The organism is Helcococcus sueciensis DSM 17243, assembly GCF_000423145.1.
Classification (GTDB): Bacteria; Bacillota; Clostridia; order Tissierellales; family Peptoniphilaceae; genus Helcococcus; species Helcococcus sueciensis.
Genome location: NZ_AUHK01000006.1, coordinates 1 through 21,871 on the forward strand (window position 1 = coordinate 1; position 21,871 = coordinate 21,871).

At 27.0% G+C, this 21,871-nt stretch carries 17 protein-coding genes and 1 riboswitch; of the genes, 14 read left to right on the top strand and 3 right to left on the bottom strand.

The features are described from left to right. The 7 genes from G534_RS08745 to G534_RS0102675 all read left to right on the top strand — a co-directional run. Positions 1-288, top strand: a 288-nt coding sequence (locus G534_RS08745) for an SH3 domain-containing protein (protein ID WP_034595900.1), incomplete at its 5' end; no start/stop codon positions are given. Positions 289-513: 225 nt separating this feature from the next. After that, entirely contained in the window at positions 514-1,437 is a 924-nt protein-coding gene (locus G534_RS0102650; protein WP_027347743.1) for a hypothetical protein, read from the top strand. A gap of 8 nt (positions 1,438-1,445) precedes the next feature. Next, on the top strand, positions 1,446-6,812 hold the full coding sequence (locus G534_RS08360) for a S8 family serine peptidase (protein ID WP_051177393.1): 5,367 nt from the start codon (positions 1,446-1,448) through the stop codon (positions 6,810-6,812). A 36-nt stretch (positions 6,813-6,848) separates the two neighbouring features. Next, positions 6,849-7,829, top strand: coding sequence for an oxygen-dependent tRNA uridine(34) hydroxylase TrhO (trhO, locus tag G534_RS0102660; RefSeq protein WP_027347744.1), 981 nt, complete (start codon positions 6,849-6,851; stop codon positions 7,827-7,829). A gap of 48 nt (positions 7,830-7,877) precedes the next feature. Beyond that, positions 7,878-9,026 carry a radical SAM family heme chaperone HemW gene (gene hemW / locus G534_RS0102665; RefSeq protein WP_027347745.1) on the top strand — a complete coding sequence of 383 codons (1,149 nt, stop codon included), beginning with the start codon at positions 7,878-7,880 and terminating at the stop codon, positions 9,024-9,026. A 74-nt stretch (positions 9,027-9,100) separates the two neighbouring features. Continuing rightward, a riboswitch (purine riboswitch) is annotated at positions 9,101-9,198 on the top strand. Between the two features lie 73 nt (positions 9,199-9,271). After that, entirely contained in the window at positions 9,272-10,573 is a 1,302-nt protein-coding gene (locus tag G534_RS0102670; RefSeq protein WP_027347746.1) for a nucleobase:cation symporter-2 family protein, read from the top strand. Positions 10,574-10,750: 177 nt separating this feature from the next. Continuing rightward, a complete protein-coding gene (locus G534_RS0102675) occupies positions 10,751-11,320 on the top strand; it encodes a xanthine phosphoribosyltransferase (RefSeq protein WP_027347747.1) in 570 nt (189 codons plus the stop codon). Positions 11,321-11,569: 249 nt separating this feature from the next. On the opposite strand, the gene G534_RS08500 is transcribed toward G534_RS0102675, so the two are convergent. Together G534_RS08500 and G534_RS08910 are read right to left on the bottom strand one after the other, a co-directional pair. Beyond that, entirely contained in the window at positions 11,570-11,854 is a 285-nt protein-coding gene (locus G534_RS08500) for an ATP-binding cassette domain-containing protein (RefSeq protein WP_084510016.1), read from the bottom strand. Continuing rightward, positions 11,794-12,135 (bottom strand): ATP-binding cassette domain-containing protein, encoded by a 342-nt coding sequence (locus G534_RS08910; RefSeq protein ID WP_084510018.1) that lies wholly within the window; start codon positions 12,133-12,135, stop codon positions 11,794-11,796. The genes G534_RS08500 and G534_RS08910 overlap by 61 nt, the downstream gene beginning before the upstream one ends. A 237-nt stretch (positions 12,136-12,372) precedes the next feature. On the opposite strand from G534_RS08910, the gene G534_RS0102685 reads away from it, so the two are divergent. After that, positions 12,373-12,738 carry a hypothetical protein gene (locus G534_RS0102685; RefSeq protein WP_027347749.1) on the top strand — a complete coding sequence of 122 codons (366 nt, stop codon included), beginning with the start codon at positions 12,373-12,375 and terminating at the stop codon, positions 12,736-12,738. A gap of 77 nt (positions 12,739-12,815) precedes the next feature. On the opposite strand, the gene G534_RS0102690 is transcribed toward G534_RS0102685, so the two are convergent. Then, positions 12,816-13,430 (bottom strand): hypothetical protein, encoded by a 615-nt coding sequence (locus G534_RS0102690; RefSeq protein ID WP_027347750.1) that lies wholly within the window; start codon positions 13,428-13,430, stop codon positions 12,816-12,818. A gap of 18 nt (positions 13,431-13,448) precedes the next feature. On the opposite strand from G534_RS0102690, the gene G534_RS0102695 reads away from it, so the two are divergent. The 6 genes from G534_RS0102695 to G534_RS0102720 all read left to right on the top strand — a co-directional run bounded on the left by G534_RS0102695 (position 13,449) and on the right by G534_RS0102720 (position 21,860). After that, positions 13,449-15,611: a DNA internalization-related competence protein ComEC/Rec2 gene (locus G534_RS0102695; protein WP_027347751.1), complete on the top strand. Its 2,163-nt coding sequence runs from the start codon at positions 13,449-13,451 to the stop codon at positions 15,609-15,611. Positions 15,612-15,652: 41 nt separating this feature from the next. After that, positions 15,653-16,330, top strand: coding sequence for a YczE/YyaS/YitT family protein (locus G534_RS0102700; protein ID WP_027347752.1), 678 nt, complete (start codon positions 15,653-15,655; stop codon positions 16,328-16,330). Between the two features lie 168 nt (positions 16,331-16,498). Then, positions 16,499-17,179: a response regulator transcription factor gene (locus tag G534_RS0102705; protein ID WP_027347753.1), complete on the top strand. Its 681-nt coding sequence runs from the start codon at positions 16,499-16,501 to the stop codon at positions 17,177-17,179. After that, the gene (locus G534_RS0102710) at positions 17,179-18,357 is read left to right on the top strand and encodes a sensor histidine kinase (RefSeq protein ID WP_027347754.1); all 1,179 of its coding nucleotides are present in this window, start codon (positions 17,179-17,181) and stop codon (positions 18,355-18,357) included. Before G534_RS0102705 ends, G534_RS0102710 begins: the two co-directional genes overlap by 1 nt. Positions 18,358-18,433: 76 nt before the next feature. Then, complete coding sequence (locus G534_RS0102715) at positions 18,434-19,099, top strand: ABC transporter ATP-binding protein (protein ID WP_027347755.1); 666 nt, start codon at positions 18,434-18,436, stop codon at positions 19,097-19,099. Between the two features lies 1 nt (position 19,100). Beyond that, the gene (locus G534_RS0102720; RefSeq protein WP_027347756.1) at positions 19,101-21,860 is read left to right on the top strand and encodes an ABC transporter permease; all 2,760 of its coding nucleotides are present in this window, start codon (positions 19,101-19,103) and stop codon (positions 21,858-21,860) included. Positions 21,861-21,871: the final 11 nt, after the last annotated feature.

The following is a 21,871-nucleotide window of genomic DNA, read 5'->3' on the forward strand; positions in this document are numbered from 1 at the left end:
GCTGAATATGTAGAAGGAACATTAAATATAACAAATCCAAACTGGGTAAGAATAAGATACCAAAATAGAGATGGATATGTATATAGAAGTTTAATAGTAGATTCAGTATCAGCAAGCGGAATAGTCACAGGTACATTAAACGTTAGACAAACACCAAATGGAAAAATATTAGGAAGATTGAATAACGGTTCTATAATAAAAGGTAAAGTATCTGTAAGTAATCCAAATTGGTTAGAAATCCAATACAATGGCCAAAAAGCATATATTTACAAAGAATTTGTAAAATAGAGTTTTATAAATGAAAAAAGATAGTCTGAAAAACCGGTCAAAAGACCGGTTTTTTTGTATTTAAAAATATTTTAATTTCTCATGTAAAGCATTTATATAATCAAAGTATTTTTTATTACTTTTAAGAGATTTTATATAGTCAATTTTAAAAAAAAATATTGACAAAAACGGGAAAAAAATGTAAAGTATATGAGAATGATTATCATTATATAAATTGGAGGATGAATGAAAAAGAAGAAAATAATAGCTATTATAGTTATCCTTTTATTAGTTTTATTTGTATTCAAATGTTTAAAAAATAAGTGGATGTCAAATAAAGATAAGAATATAACTATTGAAGAGACTAAAGAAGAAAAACAAAAAGAAAATAAGAATAAGATTTCTAAAAATGAAAAAGAAAGAAAAGATAAAAAAAAAGATTTAAATAATATGAAAGATAAAAAATCAAATAATAAATTTAATAATAATTTTACTAGAGATAATGTAGATAGAAGAACAGAGGTTAGACCTATTAAACCTGGAGAGTTTCCAATTGAGCATGATGGTAATATAAATGACAATCAAAATGGTGGAAATCAAAAAGACAAAACAGGAACGAATAATCCAGGTAAAGGAAGTCAAGAACAAAATACTCAAAAACCAGATAAATCGGGAAATAAAAAACCAGAAATTTCTAAACCAGTAAATCCAGATACTAAAAAACCAGAAGTTTCTAAGCCAGAAAATCCAGATACAAAAAAACCGGAAATTTCTAAACCGGATAGGCCAGGGACACAAACTCCAGAAAAACCAAAAAATCCTAAACCAGATAATCCTGAAGAAGGAGTAATAGAACAAGAAGAATTAGAAAAAGAAAAATTAAGTAAATTGCTTACAATTTTTACTAAAAATTATCGTGTTAATGAGGGTTTAGTATTTAATTCAAAAAATAAAAATAAGCTTCCAGATGAAGCTTATATAGGATTTAAAGCTACTGGAGAAAATGACGGAAAACTACATAAAATAAACTGGTCTGGAGATCAATTAGAAGATGTAAAATCTAATAAACCAGGCAAGTATCAGTTAAAAGTTGAAGTTGAAGATGAAATTTCAATAGCGGAAAAAAACTTTGAAAATATTAATTTTTATGTAGATATAGTGATTAAATAGGAGAAAAAATGGGTTTTAAGAAGAAAATAATTTCATTTTTACTAGCTTTTATATTAATACTAGGACAATTTAGTGGCGTTTCCATGGCTAATTCTGATGCCTCAGAAAAAAAAGTAGAAAATAAAGTTAGCGTAAATAATAAAAAAGATGTAGATAGTGAAGATAATGTAGATAATGAAGAAAAAGATGTAAGAATTATAGTTGAGCTTAATTCTAAGTCTTTGGTAGAAGAAGCTATTTCTCAAGGAAAGACTTATCAAGAACTTTCAGAAAATTTTAAAGAGAAAAAGTCAAAAAAATTAAAAAAAGAACAAGATAAATTAATTAAAAATCTTGAAAATAAAAAGATTGATTTGAGCAAAAGTGGGACAGTGAATTATGATACAGCGATAAATGGGGTTGGAATTACTGTTAAACAAAAAGATATAAAGACTATTGAAAATAGCTCAAATGTAAGAAATGTTTATTATTCACAAGAATTTGAAAGACCATTATTAAAAAGTCAGCAAGAAATAATTGGGGCTAATCAGGCTTGGAAAAACTTCAAATATAAAGGAGAAGGTACTGTTGTTGCTGTTATTGATAGTGGGATTGATGTAAGTCATAAAGCTTTAGCATTAGATGATAATTCAAGAGTTAAATATACAAAAAATCAAATGCAAGATGCTATAAATGAAAATAATCTTAAAGGAAAATATTTTACTGAAAAAGTTCCTTATGGATATAATTACTACGACTTCAGTACTAATTTGAAAGATAGTTATGGAAATATGCATGGAATGCATGTTGCGGGTATTGTAGGATCAAATTCAAAAGACACTAAAACTTATGGTGTTGCTCCTAATACTCAAATATTAGCTATGAAGGTGTTTTCAGATGATTTACAATTTTCAACTACATTTACAGATGTATGGTTAAAAGCGCTTGATGATGCTATTAAATTAAAAGCAGATGTAGTAAATATGAGTCTTGGTTCAGCGGCTGGATTTAATATTGATGAAGATAAAGCTCATCCTGAAATTCAAATATTTAGTAAAGCGAGAAAAGCAGGAATAGTTATTTCTGTAGCTGTCGGAAATGACGCCAGCTTAACACATGGTTCAATTTTTGGTGAAGAATCAAGAGCAGAAAATTATGATACAGGATTAGTTGCAAACCCAGCAATTAATAAAGATTCACTTGCCGTTGCTTCAATGGAAAATCTAAAAAAACATGTTTATGCAATTTCTTGGAAAGCTCCTGATGAAAAAAGTGAAGATGTTAATCTATATATTCCGCAAAAAGTTAAAGAAAATGTTGTAGGAAAAGTAATTGATTTAAAAGAAGCTAAAGAATTTGATAAAGTGAGCGAAGGTGATAAATTACCTGATGTAAAAGATAAGATAGTATTGGTGCAATGGCCAGAATCAACTGAAAGAAAAGAAATATTTGAAACAACATTAAACAATATTGCACTTAAAAAACCTAAAGCGATATTACTTGGAAGACCTGACGATAGAATACATGGAAGACTTGTATTAGATGGTGAAGCAGGAAATTTAGTATATGGAATTATTAAAAATAGCACATATAGAAGTCTGGCAACATTACCAATGCTAGAAAGACTTAAAATTTATGATACCAATGTAACTATTAATGTAAAACAAAAAGAGGTTGATAATCCATTAGCAGGAAGAATGTCCGACTTTTCAACATGGGGACCAACTCCAGATTTAAGAATTAAACCTGAAATTACAGGTGTAGGTGGAAATATTTATTCAACTATTGAAAATGATGATTATAGAAATATGTCTGGTACATCAATGGCATCACCTCAAGTTGCAGGAGCTTCATTGATATTGAAACAGTATCTTGATGAAAAGAAAATTGGAGAAACCAATAAATCTGATTTAATCAAAACTATGCTTATGAATACAGCAAATCAACTATCAGATCCTAATTCAGAAAATGGAAAAGTTCCATATTTTGTGAGAAGACAAGGAGCTGGAGTATTGAATTTAGAAAATGCATTAAAAGCTAAGGCATATGTGGAAGCTATAGGAACAAATGACGACATTTATGATGGAAAATTAGAACTTAGACAAATAGATAGTCTAAAATTTAAAGCTAGTCTTAAAATTACAAATATTACAAATGAAAAATTAATGTTTAATCCAGATTTTGTAGCTTTCAAGGAATTAATTGTAGATGGATTTAGAAAGGAAGTTCCTGTTTCTATAAATGGAAGCCTAAACTCTCATAAAACAATAGAAATAGCTCCAAAAGAAACTAAAACAGTAGAAATGGAATTTGATTTTTCAAATTCAAACTTAAGTAAAGATAATTTTATAGAAGGTTTTATAGTTTTAAAAGCGAATGAAAAATCAGGTTCAGATTTAAGTGTACCATTTTTAGGCTTTTATGGAGATTGGGGTAATCAAAGAGCAATTGATGCTTTTGCAATTCCAGAATACAATAAGGAATCTAGAAATGCACAATTTATAATAAATCCTGATATAAATGCATATTCATCAAGATTTATTACAAAGCATGCACTAAGCTTGCCACTCATAGATAATAAAGTATTTTTCTCACCTGATAGTGAATATTTCCCTGAAATTGGAGTAAGTATTTCTCCATTGAGAAATATGGAAGAGATAGAATATTCTATACTTGATGGAAATACTAAAAAAACACTTAGAGTATTTGGTAAATCCTTAAATGTAAGAAAGCTAAGTAGATTAAGTACACAAAATACATTTAGAGTTATGCCTGAATCATTTTGGGATGGAATGATTAATGGAAAACCAGCTGAACCTGAAAAAGTATATATTTATCAGATGAAAGTAAAACTAAACAATGGTGGATATGGTAATAATGAACAGATTTATCAATATCCAGTAGTTATTGATAATAAGAAGCCTACTGTTGATAAGGACAATATAGATATCACAAAACTTGAAGATAGAATGATTAAATTAAAACTTACACTTGAAGATAGGGGTTCCGGTCTTGAGGATTTATATATTCAAACTGTAGGATTTATAAAACAAAACAATGATTCACAAGGACCTGGATTTGACAATACACCTCCTGGGGTAAAACCTCCTTTTGACAATAGTCCACCTAGAAAGAGACAACCAATTAACACTACATCTCAAGGGAATGTTGAAACAAATTTAATTGAAAATCAATCTTTTGATAAATTAAATAAATTGACAGAAACTGATGGGGAGAAATCATTAAATAAAGCGGTTATTTCTACTGGTGAAGGTAAGCCAGAATATGGTCGATTTGTTTCTCTTAAATTCTTAAAAGAAAAGCCAAAGTCAGGTAAATTTGCTACAGTTGAAAATGGAAAATTAAAAATTAATCCAGATGACTATGACTTTAATCAATATGCACTAAATATACCTGTATTTATAAATGGACATGAGGGGAAAATAGAAGTAGAAGTTCTGGTTTTAGCTGATAAAACACATTTAGAAATAGCAGCAAAAGATCATTTGAGTAATTCGGAAACATTTAGAATAGCTACTGGATTTACAAATGATTTCTATGCTATTAATTTCTCATCATATAATAATTCTATTGATAAAAACAATATGAAAGTATTTATAGATGATTATCAAATAAAAGATTCAAGTGAATTTCCATATTTTACTGATAAAAAAGAAGTGAAAATAAAAATTCAATATGATGGAGATAATTCTCATTTATCCAATCTAGCAATTAGAAAAGGTAAAAATATCGAAAATATAATTAAAGATAGTGTAATTCAAGATAGTTCGGTTGAAAAATATAGTTTTAAATATAATGAAGCTGAAAAATATATTGAATTTATAATAAAAGATATTAATTCTAGCTTTGAAGTAATTACAAATTCAAAAGATGGAAAGATGCCATATGATGGGAATAATGAAGATATAAAAATCGATTTTTCAGGTGTTGATTTAAGAAGATTTGAAAAAATATCTATATCTAATAAGGAACAAAATTTAGACGATTTAAAAAATGGTATCGAGGTTAAAGCTGGGCAAAAATTAATTGAATTAATATTTGGAGAGAATGCAAAAAGAGATACTGAAAGAAATGTTTCTTCGATTGTAGTAAAGACAAAGAACGGTGAAACAAAACTTGCTAGAGGACAATATTTCGATATCATTGGTGGTAAGCAAGGTTACTCATCTTCTCCTTATTCAATAAATATTAATTATAATTTTACAGAAGATTCTAAAATAATTATTAATTATTCAGATGGTACAAATTCAAATCAAGGAAATCTTTCTAATGATGATTATCCTGAAAAAATGCATCCTGGCCATGGAGATGCAGATCATGTACATGATGACGAAAATCCATATCCAGCGATATTTGTAAGTACTCCATCATTATTATCAATACTTGATGATTTCAATACTAATAATAATAAAATTAGATTGAATGGTTTTGTCGGATATATGAATTCGCTAGATACTGTGAAATCTATGAATATATATTTAGTTGATAATCATGGCAATAAAATATCTGAAGGAGTGACTCTAGGTTATGGAGATTTTACAATTGACCCAGATCTTCATTACGGGTCAACCTACGCAGGAAGAGCAGACTTATTTACTGCTGAATTAGATTTAGTGGATAGATTTAATATAAATATTAAATTTGATATTGTCACTGATAACGGAATAGAAGCTAGTATAGTAAGACGTGTACTTTATGATAGAGTTCTTCCAACTGTAGAATATATGGTTGAACCAAGAGCGTTAGAGTCTGATAAGGCTAAAGTAAGATTGAAATCTAAAGATGATTCCATAGAATTAAGTTTATATAAGGGAGATTCATTAATTGAAAAAGTAAATAAGACCGCAATTTCTTTTGAAACAGATACAGGTGTAGAAGTAACAAAAGAAGTAGAACTCGATTTGGAATATGGTCAAAATAAAATAGTATTTAGTGCAAGGGATTTATCAGGTAAAGTTACGACAAAAACTGTATATATCTATAGGGCATATGATGGAGAGGTAGAAATAGAAGATTTAGAAGAAAACAAAACTGATGAAGCTCCAGAAAAGATAGAAACTGATGAAGATTCAGAAGCAACAGAAACCGACAAAGTTCCAGAAGTAACAGAAACTGATGAAGCTCCAGAAAAGATAGAAAAAGATGAAAGTATAGAATCTGATGAAAATCCTAAAAATTCTAATGAAACCACCAGAGAGGAATTGGAAATTGAGGAAACAAATAAGGAATTTACTAAAGAAATAGAAAAACTTGATTTTAATAAAGAAATATCTAAAACTCTAAAAGAAGAGATAAATCTAAATAAAAAAGATTCAAATTTCAATGAAAAATTAAGTCTAAATTATAGATTTCAAAAAAAATATATGATTTCGTGATATAATAATTCAAGACACTTTCGATAGGGGGAAAAAATGTCAAATACTTATAGAGTTTTGTTATATTACAAATATCAAAATATTGAAAATCCCGAACAGTTTAAAGAAGATCATTTAAACTTTTGTAATAAAATGGGATTAAAGGGAAGAATCATAGTAGGACATGAAGGAATAAATGGAACAGTTTCAGGAACTGTTGAACAAACTGAAAAATATAAAGAGTTTTTACATTCAATTGAAGGTTTTGAAGATGTTTGGTTCAAAGAAGATGAAACTAATGACTTTCATCATCCAAGAATGTCTGTAAAAGTAAGAGACGAAATAGTTTCACTAAAATTAGAAAATGATTTTTCACCAAATGAAACCACAGGTAAATATCTAAATCCTAAAGAATTTAAGGAAGCGATTTTAGATGAAGATACAGTGATTTTAGATACTAGAAATGTATATGAATATGACTTAGGTCATTTTAAAGGTGCAATTAGACCAGATATAGATAATTTCAGAGATTTACCTGAGTGGATAAAAGAAAATGAAGAAAAATTCAAAGATAAGAAAGTAGCTATGTATTGTACAGGTGGTGTACGTTGTGAAAAATTCTCAGGTTGGATGATTAGAGAAGGTATTTCAGATGATGTTTCACAATTACATGGTGGAATTGACACTTATGGTAAAGATCCTGAAGTTAAAGGTGAATTATGGGAAGGAAGTATGTATGTATTTGATGACAGAATTTCTGTACCTATAAATCACGTAAATCCAACAGTTGTAGGTAAGGACTATTTTGATGGCACTCCATGCGACAGATATAAAAATTGTGCTAATCCAGAATGCAACAAACAAATTCTTGTAAGTGAAGAAAATGAAGATAAATATCTAAGAGGATGCTGTGAAGAATGTAGAAAGCACGAAAAAAATAGATATGTTAAAGAACATGGACTTACTAGAGAAGAATGGGAAGAAAGACTAAATGCTATTGGTGAAAGTTTAGAAGAAACTTCATTAAATACAAAATAATGGAAAGTAAAATGGTAGATTTAATCTACCATTTTATTTAGGTAAAATATGAAAGAAAAATTAGGATTATATATACACATACCTTTTTGTCAGAAAAAGTGCCACTATTGTGATTTTCTAACATTTATAGGTCATGATGAAATGATAGAAAAATATGTAAAATATTTAAATAAAGAAATAGAAATGTATAGGGATAATGACTATATTCTAGATACCATTTATATAGGTGGTGGCACGCCTTCATATCTAGAAGATGAGTTGATGACTAGCATATTAGACAAAGTAAAAAAAATATTTACTATTGATGATAAATGTGAAATTACAATAGAAATGAATCCCGAATCGGTTACAGAAAAGAAGATACAATCTTATTTAAAATCTGGAATTAATAGATTTTCAATGGGTGTTCAGAGCTTTGATGATGAAGTATTGAAAATTATGGGAAGAATACACAATAGAAAGACCGTAATTGAAAAATTAGATATTATGAAAAAAAAGGGATGCCAAAATATTTCTATTGATATGATGATGGCAAATCCGAAACAAGATATTGAAATATTAAAGAAGGATTTAGAAATAGCTTCAAGTCTAGATATAAATCATATTTCCTATTATTCATTAATACTAAAAGAGCATACACATTTTGAAATGTGGTTCAATGAAGGAAAGATAAATCTTTACGACCCAAAAGAAGAAAGAGATATGTATCATTTAGTTACGAATACTTTGAAAGAAAAAGGTTTTAATCAATATGAAATTTCATCATTTTCAAAACCAGGATTTGAATCGGTTCACAATCAAAAGTATTGGAATCTTAAAAATTATCTTGGTGTGGGTATGGGAGCTTCTGCAAATATAAATCTTGTACGTACTACAAATACTAGAAGTTTTGATGAATATTTTGAATCGATAGATAATGGGGAATTTCCAATTGTTGAAAGAGAAGAATTAAATACGGAAATGAGAGAAAAAGAATATTTAATGCTAAATCTTAGAATGCTTAAAGGTTTTGAAATTTCCGATATTAATTCAAAATTTAATATTGACTTTATGAAAAAATACAAAGATATAGTTGAAAAACACAGCAAAAATGGAATTTTAGAAATATCCGAAAATTCAGTGAAATTCACTGAATATGGAATTGATAATGGAAATATGCTATTTAGAGATTTGTATAGTTTAAATGATTTTGAATAATCTCTAAATCTATTAATATGTGTTTCGAGAATCATTTGAATATTTTAGTGATTTATGCTATATTTATCTAATATTAAACAAAAAAATATCATGCTCATATATGCTTCAAATATGGTGAAGCGTTTCTACAAATAACCGTAAATTATTTACTATGTGCTAGAAAACTTTTTAATAATCCTTCTTAAAAGATTTCTAGCTCTTTTATGAGTAGAGGTCTTTTTTTGTATTTAAAAATAGGAGGGAATATGGAAAATAAACAAGACGAATTGATTTATGGCATTGATTCAAAGCCAAGATTTGGAATGAGTTTAATACTTGCACTTCAACATATTTTAGCAGCATTTGCAGGGATTGTAGCAGTTCCACTTGTTGTATGTAATGCTCTAAATTTTGATGTTGCAACAACTTCAATTATGGTTTCAGCAACCATTTTTGCTTCCGGAATTACAACCATTCTTCAGTCAAATGGTTTAGGTCCAATAGGTTCAAGAGTTTCAGCAATGATGGGTACTGACTTTACATTTGTAAATCCTTCAATTAGCGTTGGGGCAAAATTTGGAATAGCAGGAATTGTTGCTGCAACAATTACAGGTTCTTTTGTAGAAATAATTTTATCAAGATTTATCAAACCATTGATGAAATTCTTTCCACCACTCATAACAGGTACAGTTGTTTCATTAATCGGTATCACATTACTTCCAGTAAGTATTGACTGGGCGGCTGGTGGAGCAGGCGCTAGCGACTATGGTTCTTTGCTTAATTTAGGTGTATCATTTGCAATTATGGTATTTACATTATTTTTAAATCACTATGGCAAAGGAATTTGGTCAAGCGGAGCTGTATTTATTGGAATGGTATTTGGATACATTGTCTGTATTGCTTTAAAGATGGTAGATTTAACTCCAGTTAAGGAAGTAAAATGGATTGCAATTCCAAATATTTTAGCTTATGGTTTCAAATTTGATTTAGCTTCTACATTGTCATTTGTTCCAGCATTCGTGGTTTCAACAATTGGAACAACAGGAATTATGATGGCAATTGGAGAAGCTTCACATACAAAGTTATCAAGTGAAAGAGTAGCTTCTGGGGTGTTAGCTGATGGTGTCGGATCAATGATTTCAGGTATATTTGGATCAGGTCCAAATACTTCATTCTCACAAAACGTTGGTCTTGTCACTTTTACAAAAGTTGCTTCAAGATATGTGATGGTTCTTGCAGGAATCATACTTACATTACTTGGAGTATTTCCAAAATTATCTGCTCTAATTTCAATCATGCCACAACCAGTTTTAGGTGGAGTTGGAGTTATAATGTTTGGACTTGTAGCAGCTCAAGGTATCAAAACACTTGCAAGCATCAAACTTGGAGATAGAGAACTTTTAATCATTTCAGTAGCATTTGCACTTGGAATTGGTGTAACAGTAAAACCAGAAATTTTAGATGCATTACCTGAAGCATTAAAAATGATACTTTCATCAGGTATTTCAACAGGTACACTTGCTGCACTAATCTTAAATTTGGTGTTAGTTGATAAGAGAAAGAAATAATGGTTTTTTTGAGTTTGAGAATTTGTGTAAATTGCTTAAGTTTTTCAGATGGTGCGAATTAGTTTAAATTTTGCAAATGATGAGAATTAGTTTAACTTTTGCAAATAGTGCGAATTTAATAATAAAGTAAGAACAGATATATTGAATTAATAGAACATTTATAAGAGAGGGCGAAAAATGAAATTACTAGAAGACAAAATTTTACAAGAAGGAATAATTCTTTCTGGAGATATATTAAAAGTAGATAATTTCCTAAACCATCAAGTTGATCCAAATCTAATGATGGAAATGGGGAAGGATTTTTATGAACATTTTAAGGATAAAAAAGTCACTAAAGTTTTAACTCTGGAAGTTTCAGGAATCGCAATGGCCCTTACAACAGCGCTAGAATTTGGAGCACCGATGGTATTTGCAAAGAAAATCGAATCAAAGACCTTGGTCGATGATATGTGGGAAGCAGAAGTTCATTCATTTACAAAAAATAAAACTTACACAATCAGAGTTTCCAAAAAATATCTTACTTCTGATGATAAAGTCCTTATAATTGACGACTTCCTTGCAAAAGGTCAAGCTCTTTCAGGAATCAAAGAACTATGCGACCAAGCCGGTGCCGAAGTTGTCGGCATTGGAATTGCAATAGAAAAGAAATTCCAAGGCGGAGGCGAAGCATTCAGAAAACTAGGCATTGACCTATACAGCCAAGCTACAATCAAAGAATTTAGAAATGGGAAAGTGGTGTTTGAATAGTTTGAGTAAAAAAATTGCTTGTTATAATTTGAATCAAAAAGACCAACCGATTATTGTGTTGGAGATATTTTAAATAATTAAGATTGTATAGTAAAAAAGATAAAATTCAATTTTAAAAAGAGATTTTATCTTCATAAACGATTCAATATATAAGTACATTTTTAAAAAAGACATTCTAGCTTCAATCAATAATTTACATTATACTAATTTGCTCCAGTAAACCATGAAAATTAAAATATATTATATTTATTATAGTCCAAAATGAAACCAATCATAATTACTTGCCTGAGTTTCAAACAATTCTCTAATGGTATATGGCATAAGCGTAAAATCTTGGAATACTGGTGAAATTTGGTCGAAATATGAAGAAATTTCATATTCATTTATATCGACTCCATTCCATAAAATTGTACCACTATCAGGATTGCAAAATCTTGAAATAAGTTTTACAATTGTAGATTTTCCAGCATTATTTAGGCCGACAATTGAGATTCTTTCGCTTTTTTCAATCTTAAAGCTAATATCATCAAGCATAAGCTTTGTAGAATTTGGATACGTGAAAGAAACATTTCTAAATTCAATTGATTCAAAAGGTTCACAAATAGTCCAGTCATAAGCTTAACTATAGTTGTCTTACCGGCACCATTTACCCCAACGAGTGCAATTTTTTCACATTTATCAATTTCAAATGAAAGATTTTCAAATACATAATTCTCAGCTTTAACATTTTTAAGCTTTAGAAAGTCAAGAAAAGCGATCAATTTAAAAAATGTTGCAGAAGAAATTATCCTTCCCCAACAGAAATTGTTGAACAAATAAAAAAATCTTCAAATTTTACATCATACAACATCCAAAAACTAAAAAACAAAAACTGACAATATATCTAATAAATCTATTAAAATCATCCGGTTGTTAAATAAAAGTAATAAAATCAAAGAAATTAGGCTGTTTTATGCTTTTTATGTGCTAAAATCATCATTGTATATTATGCAATCGTTTTCTTTATCTTATTATATATACATATATAGGGGGTAATGCCCTGGTATATATCAATGAGAGAAAATATAAAATTAATAAAGAAAATTTTATCTAATTATAATAAAAATATTGAAATAATTAAAAAGCATAATTCAAATGAAATAATTATGCGAGAAGAAAGCGAAGCATATATTAAAATTGAAGAAAGTGAGTTTAGAAGAGCAAGTAGAGAGGTAGAACTTAGAAACTTGCTTTTTTTGCAGTTAGAAGAAGATGAGAAACTCTTATTAAATTTAAAATATCTTAAAAATATGAATGTTCATAAGGTGTCTGAGGAGCTATTTATATCGAATCGACAGTTTTTTAGAAAACAAAAGGCTATTATGGATAAGTTGGATAGATATGTAGATGAATTTAAGGAAATATTTGAAATAAAATAATAAAAGGAGGATCCAGGAAAACTTGTTAATAAAATGTAATTTTATTGGCGTTTTTTATGCAGCCCCCTTTTATATAATTAAATTATAGAATATGTAAATTTTACACCTTGATTATTGAAAGAGTAATCTAGAATTGTGAATTTCTTTAATTCACTTAAATTACCTACAGTATATGGAATATATTCTGTTTCATATAGACCGTCTATCCAAGTTTTATTATTTTCTTTATTTGAATATATATCTAGGCCATATTTAATATAAGTATTTATATTATCTTCCAGATATTTTACAATTTCTTTTACTTCGTTTTCGAAATAGATTGCATTGATTTCAAATGAAGATTGGTCTTTATTTGTTTTGAAATTTAATGGTTCAAGTACAAAATATTTATTTAAAACTGATTTAATAAGTAGTCTTGAAGTGATTGATTTCAAGATTGAAAGTCTTATATCGAAGTTTATATATAATGAAATCAAATCAGTTTGTGGTTTTTTATTTATTACATAAGCTTTTCCTAAACTTGAATTATAAATCTCTTCAGGAATTTCATTATTTATAAATATAGTTTCCGGTTCTATATTATATTTTTCATAATCTAAAAGTATATCATCTTTAAGAACTATATGGGTTTTATTATTTACATATTTTCGTTTAATAATATTTGAATTTATATCACTAATATATGGATTCATTTTGCCTCCGAGGTGTGTATGAAAAGACCGATAATTTATTTAATTTTATCTTTATTATCTGGAATTTTATCTTATGAATTTTTAATAATCGATATTTATTTCATACTAATATTTATAACTATATTAATACTATTTTATATTAAAGATAGAAATATTGCCATTGTATCTTTGTTATTTTTTCTAATTGGATATATATTTACAAGTCTTTCATATCCAAATATTGAAATGGGCAAAAAGGTTGAATTAGAGGCGATAATTATAGATAAAAAAACTTATGAATATGGAAATACATATACTTTAGAAATTAAAAATATAGATAGTAAAAAATATAATATGAAAAGTATTCTATCCGATAAAGGAAATTATGAAATTATGGATAGAATAAATATTTATGGAAATTTTAAGAATTTTGATTCATTGGATAACTTCAATACTTTTAATTATAAAAAATATCTAAAAACTAAAAAAATATTTTATGAATTTATGGCTGATAAAGTAGAGTTTATATCTCATGAAAGCTCTATAAAATTTAAAATAAGAGAATACATTGATTCATTTTTCTCTAATAATTTGGGAATTACTGCTTCGAAATTTATGAAATCTATGATTATTGGAATAGATGAAGAAGATGAATTATTTGAAGATTTTAGAGATCTTGGTCTTTCACATATATTGGCTATATCTGGGCTTCATGTGAATATACTGGTGATGTTCTTAGATTTTATTGGCAAAAATATCGGTGCAAACAAAAAATACTATGGAATATTTATAATGATATTTTTAGCTTTTTATGGATATATAATATCTTTTCCCGTGTCAATAGTTAGGGTGATTTCAATGTATATATTTAATTATTTGAATATATATCTTTATAAGCCTAAGGATAATATAAATACAATACTTTTTGGTATTCTAATAGTGCTTTTAACCAATCCTTTTTTTATTTATTCTGTTGGATTTTATTTATCATTTGGTGCAATTTTTTCTATTTATTATATTAATGAAAAGATGGAAAATATATTTCCAAATATTCCAAAATGGTTATTAACTTTATTTTCTGTGCAATTTGGTACACTTCCATTTGTTCTTTACTATTTTAATACTTATAATTTATTATCCTTGGTCGCAAATCTAATTATTATCCCCATCATGTCGTATGTTTTAATATCAGGATTTGTTTATTTAGCAATTCCTTTTTTACCTCTTGGATATATAATTGATGCAGTATTTGAATTAATTAAATATATTGTAGATGGGATAAGTTCAATATCAAATATATTTGAAATTAAGTTTTACTCATTTACATTTATTTCAATTTTTCTATATTTTATATTTTTAATTTGCTTATTTAATTATAGATATTTGTTGCAAAATGCAAAAAAATATACTATTGTTTTCTTTTTGTTTATTTTAATTTTAGTAAAATCTTTATTTTTCCAAGTGGTAACAATTAATTTTATAGATGTTGGTCAGGGAGATTCACTTATGATTAGAGCAGATGAAACTATACTTTATGATACAGGTGGAAATCCATTGAATACAGAATCAAGCGGTGTAAAATATGTCAATTATTTGCGTAAAAATGGTATCAAAAAAATAAACAAAATATTTTTATCTCATGATGATTTAGATCATATAGGTAATTTAGATAAAATTTTAGAAAATATTAAAGTTGATGAGATATATGGAAATTCAAAAAAATACAAAACTCAGGAAGTGCATAGAGGAGAAATATTTAAGGGAAGGAATTACTCTATCCAAGTAATATTAGATGGAAAGGACGGTTTGAGTTCTAATGATTCTTCTGTAGTTTTATTATTGAAAGTCTTTAATTCTAATTTTTTATTGACTGGAGACATAGAAGAGAGTGAAGATGAATTAATGATAAAAGAGAATATAGATTTCTTAAAAGTTGCGCATCATGGCTCAAAGTATTCTACGAGAGAATTATTTTTGTCTAATAATAAAATTAAAAATGCTGTAATTTCTGTAGGTAAAAATAGATATGGACATCCAAGTCAAGAAGTTTTATCGAGATTAAATTCTAAGAATATAAATATCTTAAGGACAGACATAGATGGAAATATTGAGATAAAAATTTCTCCATATGGATATCATATAAAAAGTTATTTGGGGAAGAGAAATATAGGAGATTTATTGATGGAGTTAGTTTTTTATTAATTCTATAGTATAATATTAATTGCAGCATAGTGAGGTAATTAATGGAAAAACAGAATATGGATCTAAATAATAATCAAAATATAAAGAATATTGTAATATCAATTTTAGCACTCATAGTTCTAGCATTTGGAGTAGCACTTATGGTAAAGCCAGAGGTAGGTCTTGGACCTTGGGATGCTTTAACAGCAACTATTTCCGAATTGACCGGGTTGAAATTTGGTACGGCTTCTATTGTTTCGAATATAGTTATGATTTTTTTACAATTAATTATTTTAAGAAAAAGATTCAAGCTATCATACTGGATACAAGTTCCAATAGTATTTAGTTTTGGTTATGTAATAAATTTCTTTTTATATCAAGTACTTCAATTTAATTTGACAGATTATTGGATAAGAATGCTATTATTTGCTTTTGGAAATATGGTGGCAGCTTTTGCAATTTCATTTTTAGTGATTATAGATATTATAGCTATGCCTCCGGAAATATTTTCATCTGCAGTAGCAAAAGTAACCGGATTTGAATTTTCAAATATTAGATTAGCATTAGATATAGTGTCAGTAATTATATGTCTATTGTCATATTGGCTATTATCAACTATATTGCAAATAAGAGAAGGAACAATAGTAAGTATAATTGTATTTAATATTTCAATAAAGATATTTATTAAATTATTTGAACCATTAATAAAAAATAAAGAAGTGAAATATAATTATAAGTAATATAAAACTACTTATTTATGGATATTTCATATTTATATAATTTATATATTAGTATATTAAAACCAAAAATGAACAGTTAAATGTTTATTTTTGGTTTTTTATTTAAGATTTGTATGTCAAAAATATGATATATTATTATTAAAGATTTATATAAGTTACGGAGGGGTTATGCATAAAATTTTGTTAGTAGAAGATGATAAATCATTGAGTGTAGGTCTAGTTTATTATTTAAACAAAGAAGGATATCATGTGATTCATACTGAAACAATTAAAGAAACTAGAGAAGTATTGACTGATAATGATTTTGACATTGCAATACTAGACGTAACTTTGCCAGATGGTAATTCATATGAATTGGTTCCGGATTTAAATAGTCGCCGTACTCCGGTTGTATTTTTGACTGCTTTAGATGAAGAGAAAGATATATTAAAAGGATTTGATTTGGGTGCAGAGGATTATATTACTAAACCTTTCCATCTAAAGGTTTTAAATGCAAGAATAAAATTGATATTGAAAAGAAATGAAGAAGAGTTTTCAAATACTAGAGAATCTGGAGATTTAGTTGTAGATATTCCAGCAGTAAAAGTATATAAAAAAGGGAAACTTATAGATCTTACACAAACTGAATACAAACTTCTTAACTATTTTATGGACAACTATAATGTAGCTTTGAGTCGTGATAAATTGTTAGAGTTTTTATGGGATTCAGATGCTGATTTTCAATCATATTCTACAATCGCCGTATATGTAAATAGATTAAGAGATAAATTGGGTGATCATTCAACCCCACCAAAATATATCGCAACAAAAAGAGGTTTTGGATATATGTGGGTATCGGAGGTTAAATAATGGTTTTAATACAAGTAAAGAAATACTTTAAAGTATTTCTTTTTAATTTATTATTTATATTATTATTCACTTTTTTTATAAATGGAATAATTGACAATAAAATAAATCAAAAACAAAATGAAATAAAAGAAGAAGTATTATTTGATTTAAGATTAAAACTAAATGATGATGAAAATTTAGCGAAAGAAATAATAACAGCGGATAATACAAGATTAAAAAACATTGCAAAAGAAATAAATGTTTCTAACGAAGATAATAACAAAATTTCTATTGGATTTACATTTATAATAATTTCTTTTGTAATTTTTTTACAATTAATAAATTATCTATATTTGAGACAGCAACAGAAGAAATATATTAAATCTGTTGACGTTTTTATTGATTCTATTACTAATAGGAAATTTAATATTAGATTAAAAGAAAATGATGAAAATATTATTTCTAATTTAAATAATAGATTTAATAAGCTTGGATTATCTGTTAGAAGAAATTATGAAAATCTTGAGAAAGAACAAGAAAAAATGCAAAAAGCATTACAAGATATTTCTCATCAGATAAAAACTCCGCTTGCAGCCTTAAATATGTACAATGAAATAATGATTGACTCTGAAAATTTAGAGGAAGATAATAGAGAGTTTTTAGAATTAAGTCAAAGTCAAATTGAAAGACTTAATTGGCTAATTTCATCATTATTAAAAATAGCTAAATTTGAATCTAAATCAATACAATTAAACAAAGAAAATTTCCCTATCTCTAAGTTATCCCAAGATTTTGAAGATATATTAAAGGCTAATTTAACGAATAAGAACTTGAGAATTATAAATACTGGGGATTTAGATGGTGAGGTTAATTTAGATTATAAATGGACTAGTGAAGCTCTTTTAAATATAGTAAAAAATGCTACTGAACATGCTTTTGAAAATACAGATATTGAAATTAAATATTCTGTAAATGTGGCAATGACAAAGATAGAAATTATAAATAAAGGAAATCTAATCGATCCTGATGAATTAACAAAAATATTTACAAGATTTTATAAATCAAATAAAAACACAAATTCCCAATCTATAGGAATTGGACTAAATCTAAGTAAAAATATAATAGATAGTCAGGGTGGAACCATTTCTGTACAAAATAATGAAGATGGTGTTCAATTCAATATTTTATTTTTACCTTAGTAATATTACAAAATTGTAAAATAGATGTAATCGAATTGTAATTCTAGTCTAGTACTATGTATTTAGGGGGAAGAAAATGAATATAATAAGAACGGAAAATCTAAATAAAATATATGAAGGCACTAATCCAGTCTATGCTGTGAATAATGTTAATCTTGAAATAGAAGAAGGAGAATTTGTCGCTATAGTTGGAGCTAGTGGTGGTGGAAAATCTACTTTATTACATATGTTGGGAGGACTAGATATTCCTACTAGTGGTAAAGTTCTAATAAATGGAAAAGATATTTATAAAATGTCTGATGAAGAAAGATCTATTTTTAGGAGAAGAAGTATTGGATTTATATTTCAATTTTTTAATTTACTCCCTATTCTAACTGCTAAAGAAAATATTGAGCTAGCAGCATCTTTAGATGGTGCTGAAGTCGATAGTAAAATGGTTGAAGAACTTGTGAAAGTTTTAGGATTAAAAGAAAGATTAAATCATTTTCCAAATCAATTGTCCGGTGGAGAGCAACAGAGAGTTTCAATAGGTAGAGCTTTAGCATACAAACCTGAAATTATACTTGCTGATGAACCAACTGGAAATTTAGATAAGAAAAATTCAGAAATTATAATAGATTTATTAAAATTATTTGCAAAAAAATATGGTATTACAGTTGTAATGATTACTCATGATTTGAATATTGCAAGTGCTGCAGATAGGATTATAAAAATTGAAGATGGAAAGATAGTGAGTGATTAATATGAATATAATTTCTAAAATTACATTTAGATATTTAAAACAAAATAAAGTAAGGACGATACTGACTATTATAGGAATCGCTATATCAATAGTAACCGTTTCAAGCTTGTGTTCAATTGTTTTATCATTTATAGATAATTTAAAGGAAGATTATATAAGTGGAGAAGGAGCATATGATTTTAGGATAACTAATTCTGACTCTAAAATTGATGCGAAAATAAATAATATTAAAAATGTTAAAGCTTCTTATAAATTAAAAAAAGAAAGTATTGCAAGAATTGAGCATAGAGATGAAAAGTTAGATCTAAATTATTTTATGGGATTGAATATCTTAGAAGCGAGTGACGCTTTTTATGATGAATTTACTTCAAAAAAATTTCTAATAGAAGGAAGGATGCCTAAGGATAATACAGAAATTCTTATTCCATATGATATGAAATATATGGATGATGGATTTAACAAATTAGGAAATAAGATTTCAGTAGGAATTACTAAAGCACTTGAAGGAGAATATAGTTTCTCTAATCCTTTTTCTATTAATTATTTAAGAGAATTAAATGGGGAAAAATTATTAACTGAATCAGATTACAGTCAAAAAATTAGATATATCTACGAAATAAGAGACAACGATTATATAGAGGGCGAGAAAAATAATTCTATTATTAAAGAATTTGAAGAAAATATAAGAAGTTTTTATGTTTCACAAGATGATCTTGAATCTTTAGTAAATAAATTTGATGAAACTAGGACTTACACTATAGTCGGATATCATTATGGAGATAGTGAAGATAATACAAGAAATGAAGAGTTCATACCTAGTAAAAATAGTGTTTCGTGGGAAAAGAGAGAAGAGTATGTAAAAAACACAAATAATTTAATATTTAGTGGTGATTTTTATACGGTAAACAATAATATTTCAGATAATTATAATCTTTATGGTGTTTTTTCTAAATATGACAATATAAAATCGGATGAATATAAAATTACAAAAATACTCCAAGAAGTAGAAAAAGAAAATGAATTTTGGATTAATACAAACTTAATAAACTTTAAAAATATTTTTAAATCTGATATTGGACTATTTTTGCTTTCATTTAGTGGAGTTTTAGGATTAGTAATTCTTATATCAATAGTAATATTTGTATACAATATATTTACTACAACTTATGTTGAACGCTTAAAAGATTTAGGATTACTAAAAGTAGCGGGACTTACAAATAAGCAATTATTGAAAATGATATTATTAGATTCCTTTATTTACTTTATAATATCAGTACCTTTAGGATATTTATTTGGAATGATTTCTATGAAATTAGTCTTTAATTATGTAAATAAGGCTTTGATTGAATTTTCTGTAATAAGTCCATATACATTGACGATATCTGTGGGGTATGTAATTCCTCTGATTTCTGCTATATTTGGATTTTTAATCATATTTGCTTCGAATATAATGTCTGCGATATTCGTGTTTAAGAAAACTCCAATTGAGGCATTTAAAGCAAATAATTATATTACAAATAATTATAAACCTAAAAAACGAAGATTACTAAGAAAAATTTTAGGATATGATGGTTTTATAGCATCTAGAAATATAGATAGAAATAGAAAACGATTTGTAATGACTATACTTAGTATTACAATGAGTATCACGATGTTTACAGTTGTTTCAAATATTTCAATATATGTTGAGAATGACTATTATGATTTGTCTAAAAAGAAAGAAGATGTTTATGGTAGTGTGGTAACTCTTGACAAATATTTCAATAAATTAAAATCAGATTTAAATGGTTTAGATGGAATAAATATATTATCAACTCAAAAAATAAATATGTTGAATTTAGTTCAAAAAAGTGATTTAACAAAAGATATAATTGAAAGTGGATATATTCTTCCGGAAATTCAAGTTGCTATAATGAAAAATTTAGAGTTTGAAGAAATGTTTGGGTCAAAATACAATATATATTTCACTTCAGATAATGACAATCATAAAATAGGTGAAAAATATGAAATAAGTTTATTGCCACTTTATGGTAAAGTTGATGGATATGAAAGTGATTTTTTTTCAAAAGTTAAAGAAGATAATGAAATTAAATTAGATGTAATTAAAAAAGAGTTTACGGAGCTTGAAAGTTTTGGAGTATATGGATATTCAAATGTCTTATTTATGAATGAAGATAATTATAAAAAATTACTTGAAAATCCTGAAATTAAGGAATTAGAGTCAAAATCTAGATTGCTAATTGAAAGAACTGATTATGACTATAAGATAGGTTATGAATTAAATTCTATACTAAAAAAATATCCTACAACAGGGATTGAACTTAAAATAGCACCCATATTTAAGATATTAAAATTATTCATATATGGTTTTATCATTTTAATAATGTCAATTGCTGCAACTAATATTATGAATGTAAGTTATACAAATATGTATACAAGAAGACATGAACTAGCTTTAATTAAGACTGTAGGAATAGAAAATAAGAGATTAAAGAGAATAGTCATGTATGAGAATATGCTTTCAGTAGTGATTTCGGTAATACTTTCATTTATTTTATCTGTAGCTATTACCTATCTTCTATATACTCTAACACTAGGAGATGTGGGTGACTTAATATATTCAGAATACGTTAAAATATATGTAATTCCATTGAAAGCATGGGCTTTAGCTTCCATAGTTTCTATTGCTTTAATTTACTTTTTTGCATCAATCTCATATAATAAAATGATGAAAGACGATATTACAAATTTATTAAAATAGGTCTTTCTTGG